At 71.5% G+C, this 16,393-nt stretch carries 17 protein-coding genes and 1 pseudogene; 7 read left to right on the top strand and 11 right to left on the bottom strand.

The features are described from left to right. Positions 1-73: 73 nt before the first annotated feature. From ABH923_RS10160 to ABH923_RS10150, 3 genes are all read right to left on the bottom strand, one after another. Positions 74-1,597: an ATP-dependent DNA ligase gene (locus ABH923_RS10160; protein WP_370055245.1), complete on the bottom strand. Its 1,524-nt coding sequence runs from the start codon at positions 1,595-1,597 to the stop codon at positions 74-76. Positions 1,598-1,640: 43 nt separating this feature from the next. Continuing rightward, entirely contained in the window at positions 1,641-2,249 is a 609-nt protein-coding gene (locus ABH923_RS10155; RefSeq protein ID WP_370055244.1) for an HdeD family acid-resistance protein, read from the bottom strand. 80 nt (positions 2,250-2,329) lie between these two features. Further along, the gene (locus ABH923_RS10150; RefSeq protein WP_370055243.1) at positions 2,330-2,500 is read right to left on the bottom strand and encodes a hypothetical protein; all 171 of its coding nucleotides are present in this window, start codon (positions 2,498-2,500) and stop codon (positions 2,330-2,332) included. 380 nt (positions 2,501-2,880) lie between these two features. On the opposite strand from ABH923_RS10150, the gene ABH923_RS10145 reads away from it, so the two are divergent. Both ABH923_RS10145 and ABH923_RS10140 read left to right on the top strand, forming a co-directional pair. After that, positions 2,881-3,771 carry a hypothetical protein gene (locus tag ABH923_RS10145; protein WP_370055242.1) on the top strand — a complete coding sequence of 297 codons (891 nt, stop codon included), beginning with the start codon at positions 2,881-2,883 and terminating at the stop codon, positions 3,769-3,771. A 124-nt stretch (positions 3,772-3,895) separates the two neighbouring features. Further along, positions 3,896-4,432 (top strand): hypothetical protein, encoded by a 537-nt coding sequence (locus ABH923_RS10140; RefSeq protein WP_370055241.1) that lies wholly within the window; start codon positions 3,896-3,898, stop codon positions 4,430-4,432. On the opposite strand, the gene ABH923_RS10135 is transcribed toward ABH923_RS10140, so the two are convergent. Both ABH923_RS10135 and ABH923_RS10130 read right to left on the bottom strand, forming a co-directional pair. After that, entirely contained in the window at positions 4,411-5,115 is a 705-nt protein-coding gene (locus tag ABH923_RS10135; RefSeq protein WP_370055240.1) for a response regulator, read from the bottom strand. The genes ABH923_RS10140 and ABH923_RS10135 overlap by 22 nt on opposite strands. Next, positions 5,112-6,692: an ATP-binding protein gene (locus tag ABH923_RS10130; RefSeq protein WP_370055239.1), complete on the bottom strand. Its 1,581-nt coding sequence runs from the start codon at positions 6,690-6,692 to the stop codon at positions 5,112-5,114. The genes ABH923_RS10135 and ABH923_RS10130 overlap by 4 nt, the downstream gene beginning before the upstream one ends. A gap of 236 nt (positions 6,693-6,928) precedes the next feature. Here ABH923_RS10130 and ABH923_RS10125 point away from each other — a divergent pair, with 236 nt between their 5' ends. From ABH923_RS10125 to ABH923_RS10115, 3 genes are all read left to right on the top strand, one after another. Further along, complete coding sequence (locus ABH923_RS10125; RefSeq protein WP_370055238.1) at positions 6,929-7,783, top strand: ABC transporter ATP-binding protein; 855 nt, start codon at positions 6,929-6,931, stop codon at positions 7,781-7,783. Between the two features lie 5 nt (positions 7,784-7,788). Further along, positions 7,789-8,691, top strand: a complete 903-nt coding sequence (locus ABH923_RS10120; protein ID WP_370057337.1) for an ABC transporter permease — start codon at positions 7,789-7,791, stop codon at positions 8,689-8,691. Between the two features lie 77 nt (positions 8,692-8,768). After that, positions 8,769-9,863: an ABC transporter substrate-binding protein gene (locus ABH923_RS10115; protein ID WP_370055237.1), complete on the top strand. Its 1,095-nt coding sequence runs from the start codon at positions 8,769-8,771 to the stop codon at positions 9,861-9,863. Positions 9,864-9,952: 89 nt separating this feature from the next. On the opposite strand, the gene ABH923_RS10110 is transcribed toward ABH923_RS10115, so the two are convergent. Together ABH923_RS10110 and ABH923_RS10105 are read right to left on the bottom strand one after the other, a co-directional pair. Further along, positions 9,953-10,594 carry a class I SAM-dependent methyltransferase gene (locus ABH923_RS10110; protein WP_370055236.1) on the bottom strand — a complete coding sequence of 214 codons (642 nt, stop codon included), beginning with the start codon at positions 10,592-10,594 and terminating at the stop codon, positions 9,953-9,955. A gap of 18 nt (positions 10,595-10,612) precedes the next feature. Further along, positions 10,613-12,166 carry a molybdopterin-dependent oxidoreductase gene (locus ABH923_RS10105; RefSeq protein WP_370055235.1) on the bottom strand — a complete coding sequence of 518 codons (1,554 nt, stop codon included), beginning with the start codon at positions 12,164-12,166 and terminating at the stop codon, positions 10,613-10,615. A 171-nt stretch (positions 12,167-12,337) separates the two neighbouring features. Between ABH923_RS10105 and ABH923_RS10100 the strand changes: the two genes are divergently transcribed. Beyond that, positions 12,338-13,000 carry a fasciclin domain-containing protein gene (locus ABH923_RS10100; RefSeq protein ID WP_370055234.1) on the top strand — a complete coding sequence of 221 codons (663 nt, stop codon included), beginning with the start codon at positions 12,338-12,340 and terminating at the stop codon, positions 12,998-13,000. 75 nt (positions 13,001-13,075) lie between these two features. Here the strand turns inward: ABH923_RS10100 and ABH923_RS10095 are convergent, their stop codons facing one another. From ABH923_RS10095 to ABH923_RS10080, 4 genes are read right to left on the bottom strand one after another with little or no spacing between them, the layout of a single operon-like run. Then, a complete protein-coding gene (locus tag ABH923_RS10095; protein WP_370055233.1) occupies positions 13,076-13,852 on the bottom strand; it encodes an SDR family oxidoreductase in 777 nt (258 codons plus the stop codon). Further along, the gene (locus ABH923_RS10090) at positions 13,849-14,070 is read right to left on the bottom strand and encodes a hypothetical protein (RefSeq protein WP_370055232.1); all 222 of its coding nucleotides are present in this window, start codon (positions 14,068-14,070) and stop codon (positions 13,849-13,851) included. The genes ABH923_RS10095 and ABH923_RS10090 overlap by 4 nt, the downstream gene beginning before the upstream one ends. A gap of 28 nt (positions 14,071-14,098) precedes the next feature. Continuing rightward, entirely contained in the window at positions 14,099-14,506 is a 408-nt protein-coding gene (locus ABH923_RS10085; protein ID WP_370055231.1) for a cupin domain-containing protein, read from the bottom strand. 8 nt (positions 14,507-14,514) lie between these two features. Continuing rightward, a complete protein-coding gene (locus ABH923_RS10080) occupies positions 14,515-15,414 on the bottom strand; it encodes a helix-turn-helix transcriptional regulator (RefSeq protein WP_370055230.1) in 900 nt (299 codons plus the stop codon). A gap of 86 nt (positions 15,415-15,500) precedes the next feature. Between ABH923_RS10080 and ABH923_RS10075 the strand changes: the two are divergent. Further along, positions 15,501-16,387, top strand: a pseudogene (locus ABH923_RS10075) (aldo/keto reductase). Positions 16,388-16,393 lie beyond the last annotated feature (6 nt).

Here is a 16,393-nt window from a genome sequence, read left to right as displayed (position 1 = left end):
CCCGGGGCTGGGGAGGGCCGGACTCCTCCGTTGGCAGCGGGGCGTCCAGCGGCGGGATGCGACGGCAGGCGGGCTACTCGCGGAGGAGGGCGCGGAGGGTGCCGATGGTGTCGGCCTCCGCGGCGGGCTTGTCGTCGCGGTAGCGCTTGACGCGGGCGAAGCGCAGGGCGATGCCGCCGGGGTAGCGCGACGAGCGCTGGACCCCGTCGATTGCGATCTCGACCACGGTCGTCGGCGCCACCCACACGGTTCCCGGCGTCCGGCGCACCTCGATCCGCTGGAACTCCTCGGTCTGCCAGCGCAGCAGCTCGTCGGTGAGGCCCTTGAACGTCTTGCCGACCATCACGAAGCCGCCCGGCTCGCCGAACGCGCCGTCCGGGTCGCGCGCGCCGAGGTGGAGGTTGGAGAGCATCCCCACGCGCCGCCCCGAACCCCACTCGCACGCCAGCACGACCAGGTCGTAGGTGAGCACCGGCTTGACCTTGATCCAGCTCGCGCCGCGGCGCCCCGCGGCGTACGGCGAGTCGATCGCCTTGACGACGACACCCTCCTGGCCGGCGGCGAGGGCGTCGCGGGAGACGCGCTCGGCGGTGTCCGGGTCGTCCGTGACCTCGCCCGGGATCCGGTGCTCGCCGGCGACGCGCTCCAGCTCCGCGAGCCGGACCGACAGCGGCTCGTCCAGCAGGTCGCGCCCGTCGACGTGGAGGATGTCGAAGAACCACGGGTGCAGGAGGGTCTCGCGCCCCTCCGCGCCGAAACGGCTCATGGTCTCCTGGAACGGGCGCGGGACGCCGTCCTCGTCGAGGGCCAGCGTCTCGCCGTCGAGGACGAGGTCCCGCGCGGGCAGCCGGCGCACGATCTCCACGACCTCCGGGACGCGGTGGGTGATGTCGGCGAGAGTCCGGGTGAAGACCCGCACGGTGTCGCCCGAGCGGTGCACCTGGATGCGCGCGCCGTCGAGTTTGTACTCGACCGACGCGCGGCCGGTCGTCTCCAGCGCGGCCGCGGCGGAGGACGCGGTGGCCGCGAGCATCGGCAGCACCGGCCGGCCGACCACCAGGCCGACAGCGGCGAGCTCCTCGGCCGTGCCGGTCAGCGCCAGCACCGCCGTCGCGCCGAGGTCGCCGGTCAGCATGGCGGCCCTGCGCACGTCCGGCGCCGGCCGGTCGGCGGTGCGGGCGATGGCGTCGAGGAGGACCCCCTCCAGGGCGCCGGTGCGCATCTCGCCGAGCAGGACGCGGGCCAGGAGGTCCTGCTCACCCGCCGTCGCGCGGGCCGCGAAGTCGCGCAGCGCGGCACTGCGGTCGCGCACGGAACCCTCCCCGCCGAGCGCGGCGAGCTCGCCGAGCAGGGCGTCCAGGTCGAGGACGGTCAGCGTCGGAGCGTCCGCCCCGTCCCCGCCCATCATCGCGCCGACGCTGCGCCACCCGACGCCGACCCGTCCCTGGCGCGGCTTGCCGACCAGGAAGCCGACCGTCGGGGCGATCTCGTCTGCTTGGAGGTCGCCGAGCAGGCCCGCGAGCGCGTCGACCTTGGCCAGGCGCGAGCGCGTTGCCGCGACGGTCTCCAGCGTGGTGACGATCGTGTCGAGGAGCACGGGCCCAGTGTGCCACCGGCCGCCGACGCCGCGGGGCTCCGGCTCAGCTCGCCGGCGTCGCGATCCCGCGCCCGAACGTGATCGCGCGCACGATCTGCACGATCCCGAGCACGATGAGGCTGATGCCGGCGAGGATGAACAGCACCACGATCCCCCACAGCGGCGTGAACAGCAGGACGATGCCGGCGAGGATGCTCAGGATGCCGAAGAAGATCGACCAGCCGCGCGACGGCGCGTCCCCGAGCTGGGCGAACGTCATCGCGCCCTCGACGATCCACGCGATGCCGACCAGGATGCCGATGAAGACCGCGAGGAACGCCGTCGTGCCGGCCAGGTTGGCGAACGCCACGATCGCGCCGATCACCAGCAGGATGCCGAAGGCGATGTCGAGCCCTCTCGCCCCGCCGCGGATCCCGCGGGCGAAGATGCCGATGGCGAGGTAGGCGATGCCCGAGATGAGCAGCGAGATGGCGATCAGGACCGTGAGGCCGACCGCGGCGGTCCGTGGCCAGAACACGATGATGACGCCGATGATCAGGGCGACGGCGCCGCTGATCCCGAGCGCGACGCGGACGCTGTTGATGGCCGACTTCGTCAGGTCCTGCCCGTTGAGCGAGAACGACGCGAACCCGGATGGTTGAGTGCTGGACATGCTCGGAAGGTAGCGCTGCGGGACGGCGCCTGTCTAGAGCCTTCGGGCAATTGTGAAATTAAATGTCAAACGCCTGACCGCTAGTAGTCCTCGCGCCCCTCGCCGAGCACAGACAGCGTGTCCTGGTCCTCCGACCAGTCCCGCAGTGCGCGTTCGAGCTGGCGGCGCGTCCAGTCGTGGGTCACCTCGCCGGCGTCCAGCGCGGCGAGCCGGTCGAGACGCTCGGCCGCCGTCCCCTCGAGATCGTCCATCGTCGTTCTCCTCTCGGCTGTCGCGGCCGTCCGGCGGCGGGTGGGACCAGCCGCTGTCTGCTTGGCGCTGCCCGTGGGGTGGGCCGCCTGAAACCCGGTGCTCCCGCTCTTCTCTCACGGCTCGGCCGGACGGCCTGGCCCGCCGCTTGCCCTCATGGTGCACCCGCGGAGGCCGGTCGCGGTAGCCCCGCACGGCACTCCATACCGGTCGGTATGCTCGCCCGCTACCGCGATCCACGGACGGCTTCAAGTGCTCTTCGCGACCTCGCAGAGGGTCCGGACGGGAGGCCCAGACGGGTCTCGTAACGTCGCCGAATGCCCTCGGTCGACTCAGGCCGGCACCCCTGCCGGCCTCGTCGTGGGCGACGGAAAGGATCCACGTGAAGAACACCATCCAGAACACCTCCGGAACCACTCGCACCGCGTTCGGCGCTCGTCGCGTCGTGATCGGCGCCGCCTCGATCGTGGCGGCTGGAGCACTCATCGGCGTGGGGGCGCAGGGGGCTTTCGCGGCCACCGGCGACACCGGTGCTGCGGGCTCCGGCTCGGCGACGGTCTCGACCTCGACCTCGACGCCCGGTGCCTCGGGCTCGACCGGTGGTTCCGCCGGGTTCGACCTGGGCGACGGCTTCTCGCTGTTCGGCCAGGTGCACGCGCTCTTCAACGGGCACATCAACGGCGCCAAGGCGCAGAAGCTCGCCAAGAAGATCGTGGCGGACACCCCGGTCTTCTCGATGCTGCCGGACAGCCTGCAGAGCGACCTGAAGACCCTCGCGAACGCGTCGTCGCAGGACCGCACCGCTGACGCCAAGAAGCTCGTCTCGAACGCGCTGAACGGCGGCTACGGCAGCGCCGTCCAGAAGCTCGCCGACCAGCTCAAGAGCGCCACCCAGCACAGCGACGACCAGGCCGGCGACCACCAGGACGGCAACGCCCAGGGCGGCCTCGACCTGAAGGGTCTCGACGTCAAGGGCCTGATCTCCGGCCTGCAGAGCGGCGACCTCCTCGGCTCCGGCTCGACGTCGGGCGCCACCTCGCAGCTCAGCTCCGAGGTCAACGGCATCGCCTCGGCCGTGACCGGCGACAGCCAGCTCGCGTCGAAGCTCCCGGACTCGCTGCGCAGCGACCTGTCGCAGCTCGCCTCGGCTCCGGCCTCGGCGCAGTCCGCCGACCTCCAGCATCTCGCGACCACCGCCCTCAGCGGCGGCTACGGCTCGCAGGTGCAGCAGGTCGCCGACCAGATCGAGTCGGCGGTCACCGCGGCCCACTAGGCCCGAACCGCAGCATTCGCGCCCTCACTCCTCACGGGAGTGGGGGCGCGTTCGCGTCTGCGGGACGCCCGAATCGTTCGCAAGGCGGATGCCGCCGGGCCGCGCGGGGGCGCATCATGCGAGCATGTGGTTTCGCAGGATCGTCGTCGCCGTCGCCGCCTACGCCCTCTTCGCGGGTGGGCTCGCCACGCTCTACATCGTCGAGCAGCAGTCGGGCCGCAACGCGGTGGAGGACGCCCCGCGCGCGCTGCTTTCCACCGGGGAGGCCACGGCGGCCGCCACGCAGCCCGACCGCGTCGACCTCACCTCCTACCTCGGCACGTTCTGGGTGCAGTATGACGCGCACGGCGCCCCGATCGCCGGGAACGGCTACCTCGACGGCAGGCCGGCCCAGGTGCCGCACGGCGTCCTCGACGCCGCGAAGGCGACGGGGGAGGGCGACGCCGTGAGCTGGGAGCCCGAGCAGGGCCTCCGCTTCGCGATCGTGGCCCAGCCGGTCGGCTCCGGCGTCATCGTGGCCGGCCAGTCGCTGCAGCGGACCGAGGACCGCGCCGCCCGCACGTTGATCTACATCGGGCTGGCCCTCGTGGCCGGCGCGTTCGTCGTGGGCGCCGCGGTGGGCGCCGACGCGCTGCTGACTCAGCGGCGCTTGACCCCGTAGCGGTGCTCCGGGCGGCCGGTCGCGCCGTACCGCAGCTCCAGCCGCAGCACGTCGCTCTGCTCGAGCTGGGTGAGAGCGCGCTGCGCGGTCGTCCGGCTGATCCCCACCGCCGCGGCGACGTCGTTCGCCGACAGGCTCCCGTCGCCGGCTGCGACCGCGTCGTAGACCGCCTGGAGGGTCGGCGCCAGCCGGCGCAGCTCCTCCGCCTGGACGGTCGTCGCCGGCCGCAGCAGGTCGAAGACCCGGTCGATGTCGTGCTGCGTCGGCTCCTCGGGGAAGCCCCCCAGGTCCTCGTTCGCCCGCCGGAACGCCTGCAGCCGCTCCGCGAGCTGCGCGAACCCGAACGGCTTGACCAGGTAGTGCAGCGCGCCGAGCTGCACGGCCTTGCGCACCGTGGCGATGTCGTTCGCCGCCGAGATGACGATCACCGCGGGCGCCGACGGCTCGCCGAGCAGGCTCCGTACGACCTGGAGGCCGTCCCCGTCCGGGAGATAGACGTCCATCAGCACGAGGTCCGGCCGCAGTTCGCCCGCGAGCCGGAGGGCGTCGGCCGCGGTGTGCGCCTGGCCGGCGACGCGGAAGCCGGGGACGGCCTCCACGAACCCGACGTGCACGGAGGCCACGCGGTAGTCGTCGTCGACCACCAGCACGCTCAGCGACGGCGTTCCCGGCTGCCCGCTCATCGCGCGGCTCCTTCCGTGCGTGCGGGAGCGGAGGCCTCCGCGACCGTGTGGCGCGGCAGCACGATCGTGAATGTCGCGCCCGGCCCTCCGGACACTGTGACGGTCCCGCCGAGCTTGGTCACGGTCGAGTGCACGAGCGACAGCCCGAGCCCGCTGTGCCGCACGAGCGAGCCGCGCTTGGTCGAGTAGCCGCTCTCGAAGATCCGCGGGAGCTCCGTGCTGGGGACACCCGGTCCGTTGTCCGCGACCCGCACAGTCACCGACTCCGGCGTCTCCACGACGCTCACCACGGTCCGCCGTGGCGCCGGCGCTCCGGACAGGGCGTCGAAGGCGTTGTCGATCAGGTTGCCGAGGATCGTCGTCAGAGCCTGCACCCGCTCCGGCGCCTCGCCGAGGTCGGTGTCCGGCGCGATCACCAGTTCGATGCCGCGCTCGTTCGCCTCCGCGGCCTTGCCCAGCAGGAGGCCGACGATCAGCGGGGAGCCGATGTGCGAGCGCAGGGTGGCGTCGAGGTCGGCGGTCGTGCCGCGGATCTCGTTGAGGTACTCCAGCGCCTCCTTCGTCCTCCCGAGCTCCAGGAGGCCGGACACCGCGTGCATGCGGTTGGAGAACTCGTGCTGCTGTGCGCGGATGGACTCGCTGAAGCTGCGCTCGCCGTCCAGCTCGCGGGTGAGCCCGATCAGCTCGGTGCGGTCCTGGAGGGTGAACACGGCGCCGTGCGGGCGATTGCCGAGCTTCACCGGCATCCGGTTGATCACGAGCACATGGTCGTCGGTGATCGCGATCGCGTCCTTGACCTCGGACGTGCCCGTCAGGGTGTCGCGGATCGGCCCGGCGACCAGCACGTCCGCCAGCAGCCGTCCCCGCGCCCCCTCGGGCAGCCGCAGCAGCCGCTGCGCCTCGTCGTTGACGACGGTGATCCGGCCGGCCGGGTCGATCGCAATGACGCCCTCCCGGATGCCGTGCAGTGTGGCCTCGCGCTCCTGCAGCAGCCGCGCGATCTCGTCCAGTTCGAGGCCGAAGGTGCGGCGCTTCAGGAGGCTGGCCAGCCCGAACGACGCGAGCGCCCCGATCGCGAGCGCCAGCACGAACCACGAACCGTAGGCGGGCAGCTCGGACAGCAGCTCGCTCGCCACCGAGCTCTCCCGGATGCCGACCGACACCTCCCCGATGATCTGGTCCGAGGCGGGTGCGTACAGCGGCACCCGGGCGTTCGCGTTGACGCCGGTCGCGCCGGTGTCGGTGCGCAGGTGCACCTTGCCGTCGGCTGCGACGAAGGGCTCCTCGACCTTCTGCCCGATCAGCGCCGCGTCGGGGTGCGAGTGCCGCACGCGGTTCCTGTCGATCACCACGACATAGGCCGCGCCGGTGCTGTTGGCGGTCTGCGACGCCAGGTTCTGGATGGTCGCGTCGCAGCCCGTCCCGCCGTGCGCCATGCAGTTCTGGACGTCCGGGATGCCCGCGAAGGTCTGCGCGATGTCCGCGGCGCGCGCCTGGTAGTCGGAGTCGAGGTTGCTGCGCGCGGTCTGCGCCAGCAGGAGGAAGCCGACCAGCATCGAGACGACGAGGATCGCCAATTGAGCCAGGAGTATCTGGCTCGAGAGTCGTCTGATCCGTCGTCGCATCACCCGAGATTGTTTCATCTCCTGCTGGGGAGCGCGTGCGCCCAGAACGCGCAAAACCTGCGACAACGCACACAACGCGGCGAATCGGGCGCAAGCGAGACAGCTGCGGGGCCCTGCGGGGGAGCATCGGTGATCACACGGCATGCACACGGAACTCGTGCATCCGAAGACAGAGAGGTCTTGAACTCATGGTCGAACACCGACCCAGAAGCGCCGCCGCGGCCCCCGCGGCCGAGGAGGCGGCGCGCATCGACATCGTCGGACTGACGAAACGCTTCCTCACGCCGAAGGGTGAGACCTTCACGGCCATCCGCGACGTCACCCTCACGGTCGAGCCCGGCCAGTTCTGCGCCATCGTCGGCCCGACCGGCTGCGGCAAGTCCACCACGCTCGCTCAGGTCTCCGGCCTGGAGCGGCCGAGCGGCGGCTCCGTGAGCGTCGGCGGCCGGATCGTGGACGGCATCACCAGCGGCGTGAGCTACATGTTCCAGGCCGACTCGCTCTTCCCCTGGAAGACCGTGCTGGCCAACGTGATGATCGGCCCCATCCTCCTCGGCACGCCGAAGAAGGAGGCCACGGCCCTCGCGATGGACTGGCTGCGCCGGGTCGGCCTGGCCGGCTTCGAGGACCGCTACCCGCACCAGCTCTCCGGCGGCATGCGCAAGCGCGTCGCGATGGCGGCCGCGCTGATCAACAACCCGCGCATCCTGCTCATGGACGAGCCGTTCGGCGCGCTCGACGTGCAGACGAAGGCGATCATGCAGACCGAACTGCTCACCCTGTGGGAGGAGCTGCGGCCGTCTGTGCTGTTCATCACCCACGACCTCGACGAGGCCGTGGCGCTGTCCGACCGTGTGGTCATCATGACCAGCAGCCCGGGGACGGTCAAGGACGTCTTCGACATCGACCTGCCGCGACCGCGCGGCAACGTTCAGGAGATCCGGCACGAGGAGAAGTTCCTCGACATCCAGGGCCGGATCTGGGAGTCGCTCCGTGACGAGGTCACGCGGGCCTACGAGCAGACGGCAGGAGCGGCGGCGTGACCACCATGACGATCGCAGAGAAAGAAAACGCGCAGAAGAAGACGGGCACGCCCGCCTCCACCCCCCTCGCCGAGCGCGAGACCGAGCTCCGGGTCGCCGGGCGCCGCGCGCACCGCCGCCGGGTCGGCTGGATCTGGGTCGGCCGGTTCGCCGTCGCCATCGTCGTGGTCGGCGGCTGGCAGTGGTTCACCTCCGTCGGCTGGGTCGACAAGTTCTTCTACGGCCAGCCCTCCGGCATCTGGGACAGCCTGGTGCACCTGTTCACGCAGGGCACCGCGTTCGGGACCATCTGGGAGAACCTCTGGATCACGGTCCAGGAGGCCTTCCTCGGCTTCCTGCTCGGCACCCTGCTGGGCGTCGTGTTCGGCATCCTGCTCGGCTCCAACCGCTACCTCGCGTCGGTCTTCGGCCCGTACATCAAGGTCGTGAACTCGATCCCCCGCATCGTGCTCGGCTCGATCTTCATCGTCGCGTTCGGCCTCGGCGTCTTCCCGAAGGTGCTCCTCGCCGCCGTGCTGGTGTTCTTCGTCGTCTTCTTCAACGCCTTCCAGGGCGTGCGGGAGGTCGACCAGAACCTGGTGGCGAACGTCCGGGTGCTCGGAGCCTCGCCGGTGCAGGTCGCCCGGCACGTGACCATCCCGTCGGCCATGACCTGGATCATCGCCAGCCTCCACACCGCGTTCGGCTTCGCGATCATCGGCGCCCTGGTGGCCGAGGTGCTCGGCGCCCAGCACGGCGTCGGCCTCATCATCAGCCAGGCGCAGGGCAGCTTCGACCCGGACACGGTCTTCGCCTGCATGGTCATCGTCGCCGTGGTCACCCTCGTGGCCGAGTACCTGATCACCCTCTTGGAGAAGTCCCTCCTCAAGTGGCGTCCGCCGAGCCGGTCCGAGGCTCAGGCGATCTGAGCGCCGCCACACCCACACCTGTCCTGCAACGAAGCAGAACGCCGGACCCGTCCGGCACGAAGAAAGGAACAACCCCCATGAAGAAGCGCAGCATCGGTGCCATCGTGGCAGCGGGCGCCGTCGTGGCCCTGAGCCTCGCAGCCTGCTCCGGCGGTGGAGGCGGCACCGCGGCGGCCGGCGGCACCTCCGGCACGGTGCCGACCGTCAAGATGATGGTCGGCGGCATCGACAAGCAGATCTACCTCCCCTACCAGCTCGCCCAGCAGCTCGGCTTCTACAAGAAGTACGGCGTGAACGTCGAGCTCTCGACCGAGCAGAACGGCGGCGTCGGCGCCGAGGACGCGATGGCCTCCGGCCAGGTGGACATGGCCGGCGCGTGGTACATCCACACCGTCGACTTCCAGTCGAAGGGCAAGGACGTCATCAACCTCGTCCAGCTCTCCGGCGCCCCCGGCGAGCGCGTGATGTGCAACCCGAAGGCCGGTGTCACCTCGGCCGCCGACTTCAAGGGCAAGAACATGGGCGTCACCGACCTCGGGTCGGGCACCGACGAGCTGACCCAGTTCCTCGCCGCCAAGCAGGGCGTGACGAAGAAGGAGTACAACACCATCGCCGTGCACGCCGGCGCGACGGCCATCGCGGCCATCCAGCGCGGCTCCGCGGACTGCGTGATGACCACGCAGCCGACGGTCGGTGCGCTCACCTCCCAGAAGCTCGCCGTCTCGGCGGTCGACATGGCGACCACGAAGGGCGCGACCAAGGCGCTCGGCGGCGCCTGGCCGGCGGCCGGTCTGCTGGCGAACGCGAGCTGGGTGAAGGGCCACGAGGACGCCGCGCAGAAGGTCGTCGACGCGCTCGTCGCGACGATGCACTGGATCAACACGCATTCGGCCGCGGACATCGCGAACAAGATGCCGCAGGACTTCGTCCAGAACAGCACGATCACCAAGCAGCAGTACATCGACGGCCTGGCGACCGACAAGGGCCAGTTCCTGCCGGACGGCATCATGCCCGCCGGCGGCCCGAAGGTCATCTTCGACATGGAGAAGACCATCGGCGTCGACACCTCGAAGGTGAAAATCAGCGACACCTTCACCAACAAGTACGCGGATGCCGCGAACAAGCTGGAGGGCACCAAGATCACCACGACACCGGCCGGCGCGGACGGCTGATCCGTCCTTCTCCGTAATACCAGCCCGTCCGGTGCGTCCAACCATCCAACGCACCGGGCGGGCTTCCACGTTCTCGGCGGCTTCCGCGGTCAGCGCGGGCGGGTGGCGCGGATGCGCTCGACGGCGCCGGAACGGAGTCGCTCGTGCTCCACGACCTCCAGCCCCGCTGCCTCCACCTCGGCCCGGTGCCTCCGGGTCAGGTGCTCGCCCTGCACCGGGATGCTGACCCGCTCGATCAGCCATTGCCCGGCGTAGACCAGCGCACGGTCGCTGCGGGTGTGGTCGACCAGCACGACCGAGCCGCCCGGTACGACGACGCGCGCCATCTCAGCCAGTGCGACCCCGGGCCGGGGGATCGAGCAGAGCGCGAGCGCGCAGACGACCGTGTCGAACTCGCCGTCGGCGAACGGCAGCGCCTCGGCATCCCCCTCGCGGAGGTCTACAGTTCGTCCGAGCTCCGCCGCTCTGCGGCGCGCGATCGCCAGCATCTCGGGACTCAGGTCGATGCCCACCACCTCGACCCCGGCCGGATAGTACGGGAGGCTGCGCCCGCTCCCGACCGCGACCTCCAGCACGCGCCCGCTCGCCCGCGCTCCGATCCACTCCCGGCTGCCGGCGAGCATCGTCAACTCGGCCCTGCCCACCGAGCGGTCGTAGCGCGCGGCCTGGCGGCGCCAAGTCCGACGCTGGCGGAGGATCTCCTTGGAGGCGGCCGTGTTCCCGTCGGTCATGGCGTCAGTCTGGCGGCTCTACCCCACCCGCACCAGCGTCGACTGCCACCCCGTGGACCCGTTCGGCGCGATCGGGGTGCGCTTCTCGTCCTGCAGCCTCCCGGCGCGGTCGGTCGCCCGGACGGCGAGGGTGTGGCTGCCGCTCGTGGCGTTCCAGTCGAGCGACCACTGCACCCAGGTGTCGGCGTTGATCGGTGCCGCGAGCTGGGCCTGCTGCCAGGGGCCGCCGTCGATCTGGACCTCGACCTTCTGGATGCCGACCGTCTGCGCCCACGCCACACCGGCGATCTTCGTCGGGCCGGCCGAGAGCGATCGGTCGATGCGCGGGGTGTCGATGCGGCTGGAGAGCTTGATCGGGGCCTTCTCGCTGTAGCCGCGGGGCGTCCAGTAGGCCTGGTCGGTGGCGAACGTCGTGACCTTCAGCTCGGTGAGCCACTTGGTCGCCGAGACGTAGCCGTAGAGGCCGGGGACGACCATCCGCACCGGGAAGCCGTGCTCCAGCGGCAGGGGCTCGCCGTTCATCCCGACCGCGAGGATGGCGTCGCGGCCCGGGTCGGTAAGCGCGGACAGCGGCGTACCGGCGGTGAAGCCGTCGATGCTGCGGGACAGCACCATGTCGGCGCCGTTCCGCGGGCGGGCGTGGGCGAGCACCTCCCGCACCGGCACCCCGAGCCAGCGGGCGTTGCCGAGCAGGTTGCCGCCGACCTGGTTGGAGACGCAGGTCAGCGTGATCGCGTACTCGCGCAGCCCCATCGACAGCAGGTCGCGGAAGCTGAACTCTGCCCGCTGCTCGACCATCCCGTCGATGGTGAGCCGCCAGGTCGACGGGTCGATCGCCGGGACGGACAGCGCCGTGTCCACCCGGTAGAAGTCCTTGTTGGGAGTGAACAGCGGCGACAGGTCTTTCAGGTGGAGTTCGGCGCCGGCGGGCACCGTCACCTTGCTTAGCGGCGCCGGCAGGTGCAGCGCGGCACGGATCGCCGCGATCGAGGAGGTCGCGGCCGACCCGAGCTGCGATCCCACGCCGGCCAGCACCGCGAACGCCGCGCCGGCGCCGGTGAAGAGGAGGAACCGGCGGCGGTCGACGCCTGCCGTGGCGCTGTCCTGGTCGCGCGCATCCCGCCAGCGCCGCAGCGCCCCGACGAGGAGGTACAGCGCCGCGGCACCCGCGAGGGCGCCGATCGTGGACGGCAGGAACCCGAGCGGGCTCGCGTCGGCCCTGGTCACGGTCGCGACGACCGCAAGGACGCCAGCGACGAGGAACAGGGCGACGCCGACCCACCGGCGCCAGAGCTCCAGGATGCCGGTGACGGCCGCCGCGACGAACACCGCGAACCCGAGCGAGGACAGCAGGAAGAGCTTGTCGTTCGACCCGAACACCTCGATCGCGAACTCTTTCGCCCAGCGCGGCACGATGTCGATCACGAACGATCCGACCGCGATCAGCGGGCCGGCCTCCCGGGCGGCGAGGAGGGCTACGACCTCGGCGACGGCGACGAAGACGCCACCGCTCACCGCCCCCGCGAGTGCTGCCCAGCCCCAGGCTGCGACGGTTCTCCTGCTGATCCTCATGAGTGCTGTTCGGCGCGGAGGCTCTCAGCGGATTGGGACGGGACGTTCGGCGACCACTTCCAATCCGATCGGGCACCGAGGACGAATCCCTGTTGACGGCCACCGACGCGGCCTCCCGATCTGCATCTGCTCGGAGCTTCACAAGGCGCACCACCAAGAAGGAGAACCACTATGCGATCCACAACTCGCACCCGCCTCGCCGCCGCCGGCATCCTCGCCGCCGCCGCCCTCGCGCTCACCGCCTGTTCGTCCGGAGCCGGTACGGCCTCGACGACCGGCAGCTCTTCCATGAAGTCGTCCTCCCCGTCGGCCTCGGCGTCGATGGACCCGGCCGCCGACCTGGTCGGCCCCGGTTGCGCCACCTACGCGAAGGCCGTGCCCTCCGGCGCCGGCTCGGTCCAGGGGATGGCCCAGGACCCGGTCGCCACCGCGGCGAGCAACAACCCCCTGCTGACGACCCTGGTCGCCTCCGTCTCCGGCAAGCTCAACCCGAGCGTGAACCTGGTCGACACCCTCAACAGCGGCCAGTTCACGGTGTTCGCCCCCGTCGATGACGCGTTCAAGAAGATCGACCCGGCGACGATCAACACGCTCAAGACGCCCGCCGGCGCTCCGACGCTGACCAGCATCCTCACCTACCACGTCATCCCCGGCCAGCTCTCGCCGAAGGATATCGTGGGCACCCACAAGACCGTCGAGGGCGGGACCGTCACGGTCACCGGCTCCGGCGACAACCTCAAGGTGAACGACGCCAACGTCATCTGCGGCGGCGTGCACACCGCCAACGCCACGGTCTACCTGATCGACTCCGTGCTGATGCCCCCGGCCAAGTAACCGAGCCTCGCACCATCGAAGGGCACGTTGTTGTCGCTTCCCGCACGGGAAAGCGACAACAACGTGCCCTTCGGTCTAGGTGTGGAGGGCCCCGAGCGCTGCGAGGTCGTCGCGGAAGCGCTGCGGCTCGGCCGCCGGCGGGGCGGTCGCCGCGTCGAGCGCGCCGTCCAGAGCGCCGGGCGCATCCGGTGTGAGCGCCGCGAACAGCGGTGTCAGGTCGTCCAGTTCGGGACCGTCGGTCGCCACGAGCTCCAGAGTCCGGCGGTCCGCCGCCGGGTTCGTGAGGCTGTCGACCAGCACGCGGGCGATCTCGTCCCGGGCGATGACGCCGTCCGCCGGCGTGCCGGACTGGGCGGTGTCGCCCTGGCGGAAGACGATCGCGCGCTGGGCCGCGCTGTTGTAGTCGAACCAGCCTGGCCGCACGATCGTGTAGCGGTTCCCGCTCGCGCGGACCAGGCGCTCGCCGCGGCGCTTCCATGCCGCGTACGGAGCGCCGGGCCGCGTCGTGCCGACGGCGGTCATGAGGGCGATCCGGACAGGACGTCCCGCCGCAGCGGCGAGCGTGTTGACGACACCGGCGTAGTCGATGTCGCGCACGTCGGTCTCCCGGGTGCCGGAGCCGTGGGTGAAGACGATGGCGTCGGCGCCCTCCACCGCAGCGCCGAGCGTCGCCGGCCGGGTGAGGTCGCCGACGACGAGCTCGGTAGAGGCCGCCAGGATGCTCTCGGCCCTGGCTGTGTCGCGCACCAGCGCCCTCACGCGGTGCCCGCGCCGTAGAGCCTCGGCCACGACGAGCCGGCCGATGCTGCCGGTGGCGCCGACGACGAGGACGGTGAGCGGGCTGTCGGTCATCGCTTCTCCTTCGTGCGGCCGGGCTTCTCGGCCCCCAGGTCGGTGGCCGGGCGGCGGAACAGCCACCAGAGCGGGGGAACTGCTGCGAACCCCGGCGCAGAGCGGAGGGCGGCCTCCACCCGGAGCAGCGCGTCCTCGTCCTCGGGCAGTGCGGCGATGGTGCGCTGCACGTCCTGGGCGAAGCGGCGGCGCTCGCGTGCGCGGCTGCGGGTGGTCAAGGCCCGCTCCCGTGCTCGCCCCATTCCGTCAGGACCGGCTCTCGTACTCGGCGTCGGTCACGTGGTCGGCCCACTCCGTCTCGGGGCCGTCCTGCCCGTCGCCGAGCGCCTCCCACATGGCCAGGTGCTCCATGAAGTGCTCGGGGTCGGCGCCGTGCCAGTGCCACTCGCCGGGCGGGGTGTGGACGGTCTGGCCGGGGCGCACCTCCAGCACCTCGCCTCCGCGGGACTGCATGAGGGCGACGCCCTGCGTCACGTGGAGGGTCTGGCCGTTCGCGTGCCGGTGCCAGGCGGTGCGGGAGCCGGGCGCGAAGCGGACGAGGTTCACCCGCAGCCGGGACGGCACGGCGCCGGCGGCGATGACGTCGAAGTGGACGGTCCCGGTGAAGAGGTCTGCGGGGCCGGGGGTGGTCGGGGAGTCGGGGAGCAGTTCCACGGGGTCTCCTAGTCGTTGATCGTGATGTCGGGACGGCCGGCCTCGGTGGCGGCCTCCGCGTCCCGCTGCGTCGCCGCCCAGCTCGCCAGCAGCTTCAGCGCGTCCTCCGACGGCGTGCCGGGGTCGGCCGTGTACACATTGATGCGCAGCCCCGGCTCGCCCGGCAGCTCGAACGCCTCGAAGGCCAGGTCGAGGTCGCCGACGATCGGGTGGTGCACCCGCTTGCGGCCGGTGCGGTGGTACTTGACGTCGTGCCGCGCCCAGCGGGTCCGGAACTCTTCGCTGCGGGTGGACAGCTCGCCGACGAGGTCGGTGAGGTCCTTGTCGTAGGGGTTGCGTCCGGCGGCCGAGCGCAGGATGGCGACCATGTCGTCGGCGGCCCGCTCCCAGTCCGCGTAGAACGCGCGCGACTTCGGGTTGAGGAAGGTGAACCGCGAGGCGTTCGGCGGCTTCACGGGCTCCGCCATCAGGTCGAGGTAGAGCGCCCGGCCGAGCTCGTTGGCGGCGAGGACGTCGCCGCGGTCGTTGCGCACCCAGGCGGGCGCGCCGGTGATCGCGTCGATGACGCGCTGGAGGCTGGGCCGCACCGTCTGCGGGCTGCGACGGCGGCGGATGCGCGGGGCGACGTCCGCGGCCCGCGCCAGGTCGTAGAGGTGCGCGGTCTCCGCCTCGTCGAGCTGGAGCGCCCGGGCGAGCGCCTCCAGCACGCTGTCGGAGGCGCCGGACAGGTTCCCGCGCTCCAGCCGCGTGTAGTAGTCGACGCTCACCCCGGCGAGCATCGCGACCTCCTCGCGGCGCAGCCCGGAGACCCGGCGGTTGCCGCCGTACGCGGGCAGCCCGGCCTGCTCCGGGGTGAGCCGGGCGCGGCGGGAGGTGAGGAAGTCCCGCACATCGTCGCTGTTGGTCATACCCCGACGCTACGCCGCGCGCGGCCGCGGAGGGAGGCACTGGCGCGGCCTCCCTGCCGTCGACGGTCGCGCTTAGCGTGGTGGCCATGACCATCGAACTCACCCTCAACAACGGCGTCACGATGCCCGCGCTCGGGCTCGGCGTCTTCCAGAGCCCGCCCGAGGAGACCACCGCGGCGGTGGAGGCCGCGCTCGCGACCGGCTACCGGCACATCGACACCGCTGCCGCGTACGGCAACGAGCGGGAGGTCGGCGAGGGCCTGCGCCGCTCCGGCCTCGACCGCACCGACGTCTTCGTGGAGACCAAGGTCTGGGTGTCCGACTACGGGTACGATCCGACGCTGCACGCGTGGGAGAAGGCCGCCGCCAAGCTCGGGCTCGAGCAGCTCGACCTCCTCATCCTCCACCAGCCTGCGCCCGACCGGTTCGACCAGACGATCGCCGCGTACACGGCGCTGGAGACCCTCCTCGCCGACGGCTGCGTGCGCGCGATCGGCGTCAGCAACTTCCTGCCGCACCACCTGGGCCGACTGCTCGCCGAGACCAACGTGGTCCCTGTGGTGAACCAGGTGGAGCTTCACCCGTACTTCACCCAGCCGGAGGTGCAGGCCGCGGACGCCGCGCACGGCATCGTCACGCAGGTCTGGTCCCCGATCGGCGGCATCACCTTCTACCCGGGCTGGGGCGAGCAGCGCCGCAACGTGATGGAGGACCCGGTGCTCGCCGACCTCGCCAGCGCCCACGGCAAGACCCGGCCCAGGTGATGCTCCGCTGGCACCTCCAGCAGGGCCGCTCGGCCATCCCGAAGTCGGTGAACCCGGGCCGCATCGCCGAGAACTTCGACGTCTTCGACTTCGAGCTGGGCGACGACGAGTTGGCACGCATCGACGCGCTCGACGCGGGCGTACGCAACGGGCCCGACCCGGACGTGCCGCGCCCGGAGCGGTTCGCGATGGTGATCCCGGAGGCGTGAGGCGCG

It is taken from the genome of Leifsonia sp. EB41 (assembly GCF_041262565.1).
In the GTDB taxonomy this organism is placed as follows: domain Bacteria; phylum Actinomycetota; class Actinomycetes; order Actinomycetales; family Microbacteriaceae; genus Leifsonia.
Note: the sequence above shows the minus strand (reverse complement) of the source record. Positions and strands in the feature narration are given on the sequence as shown.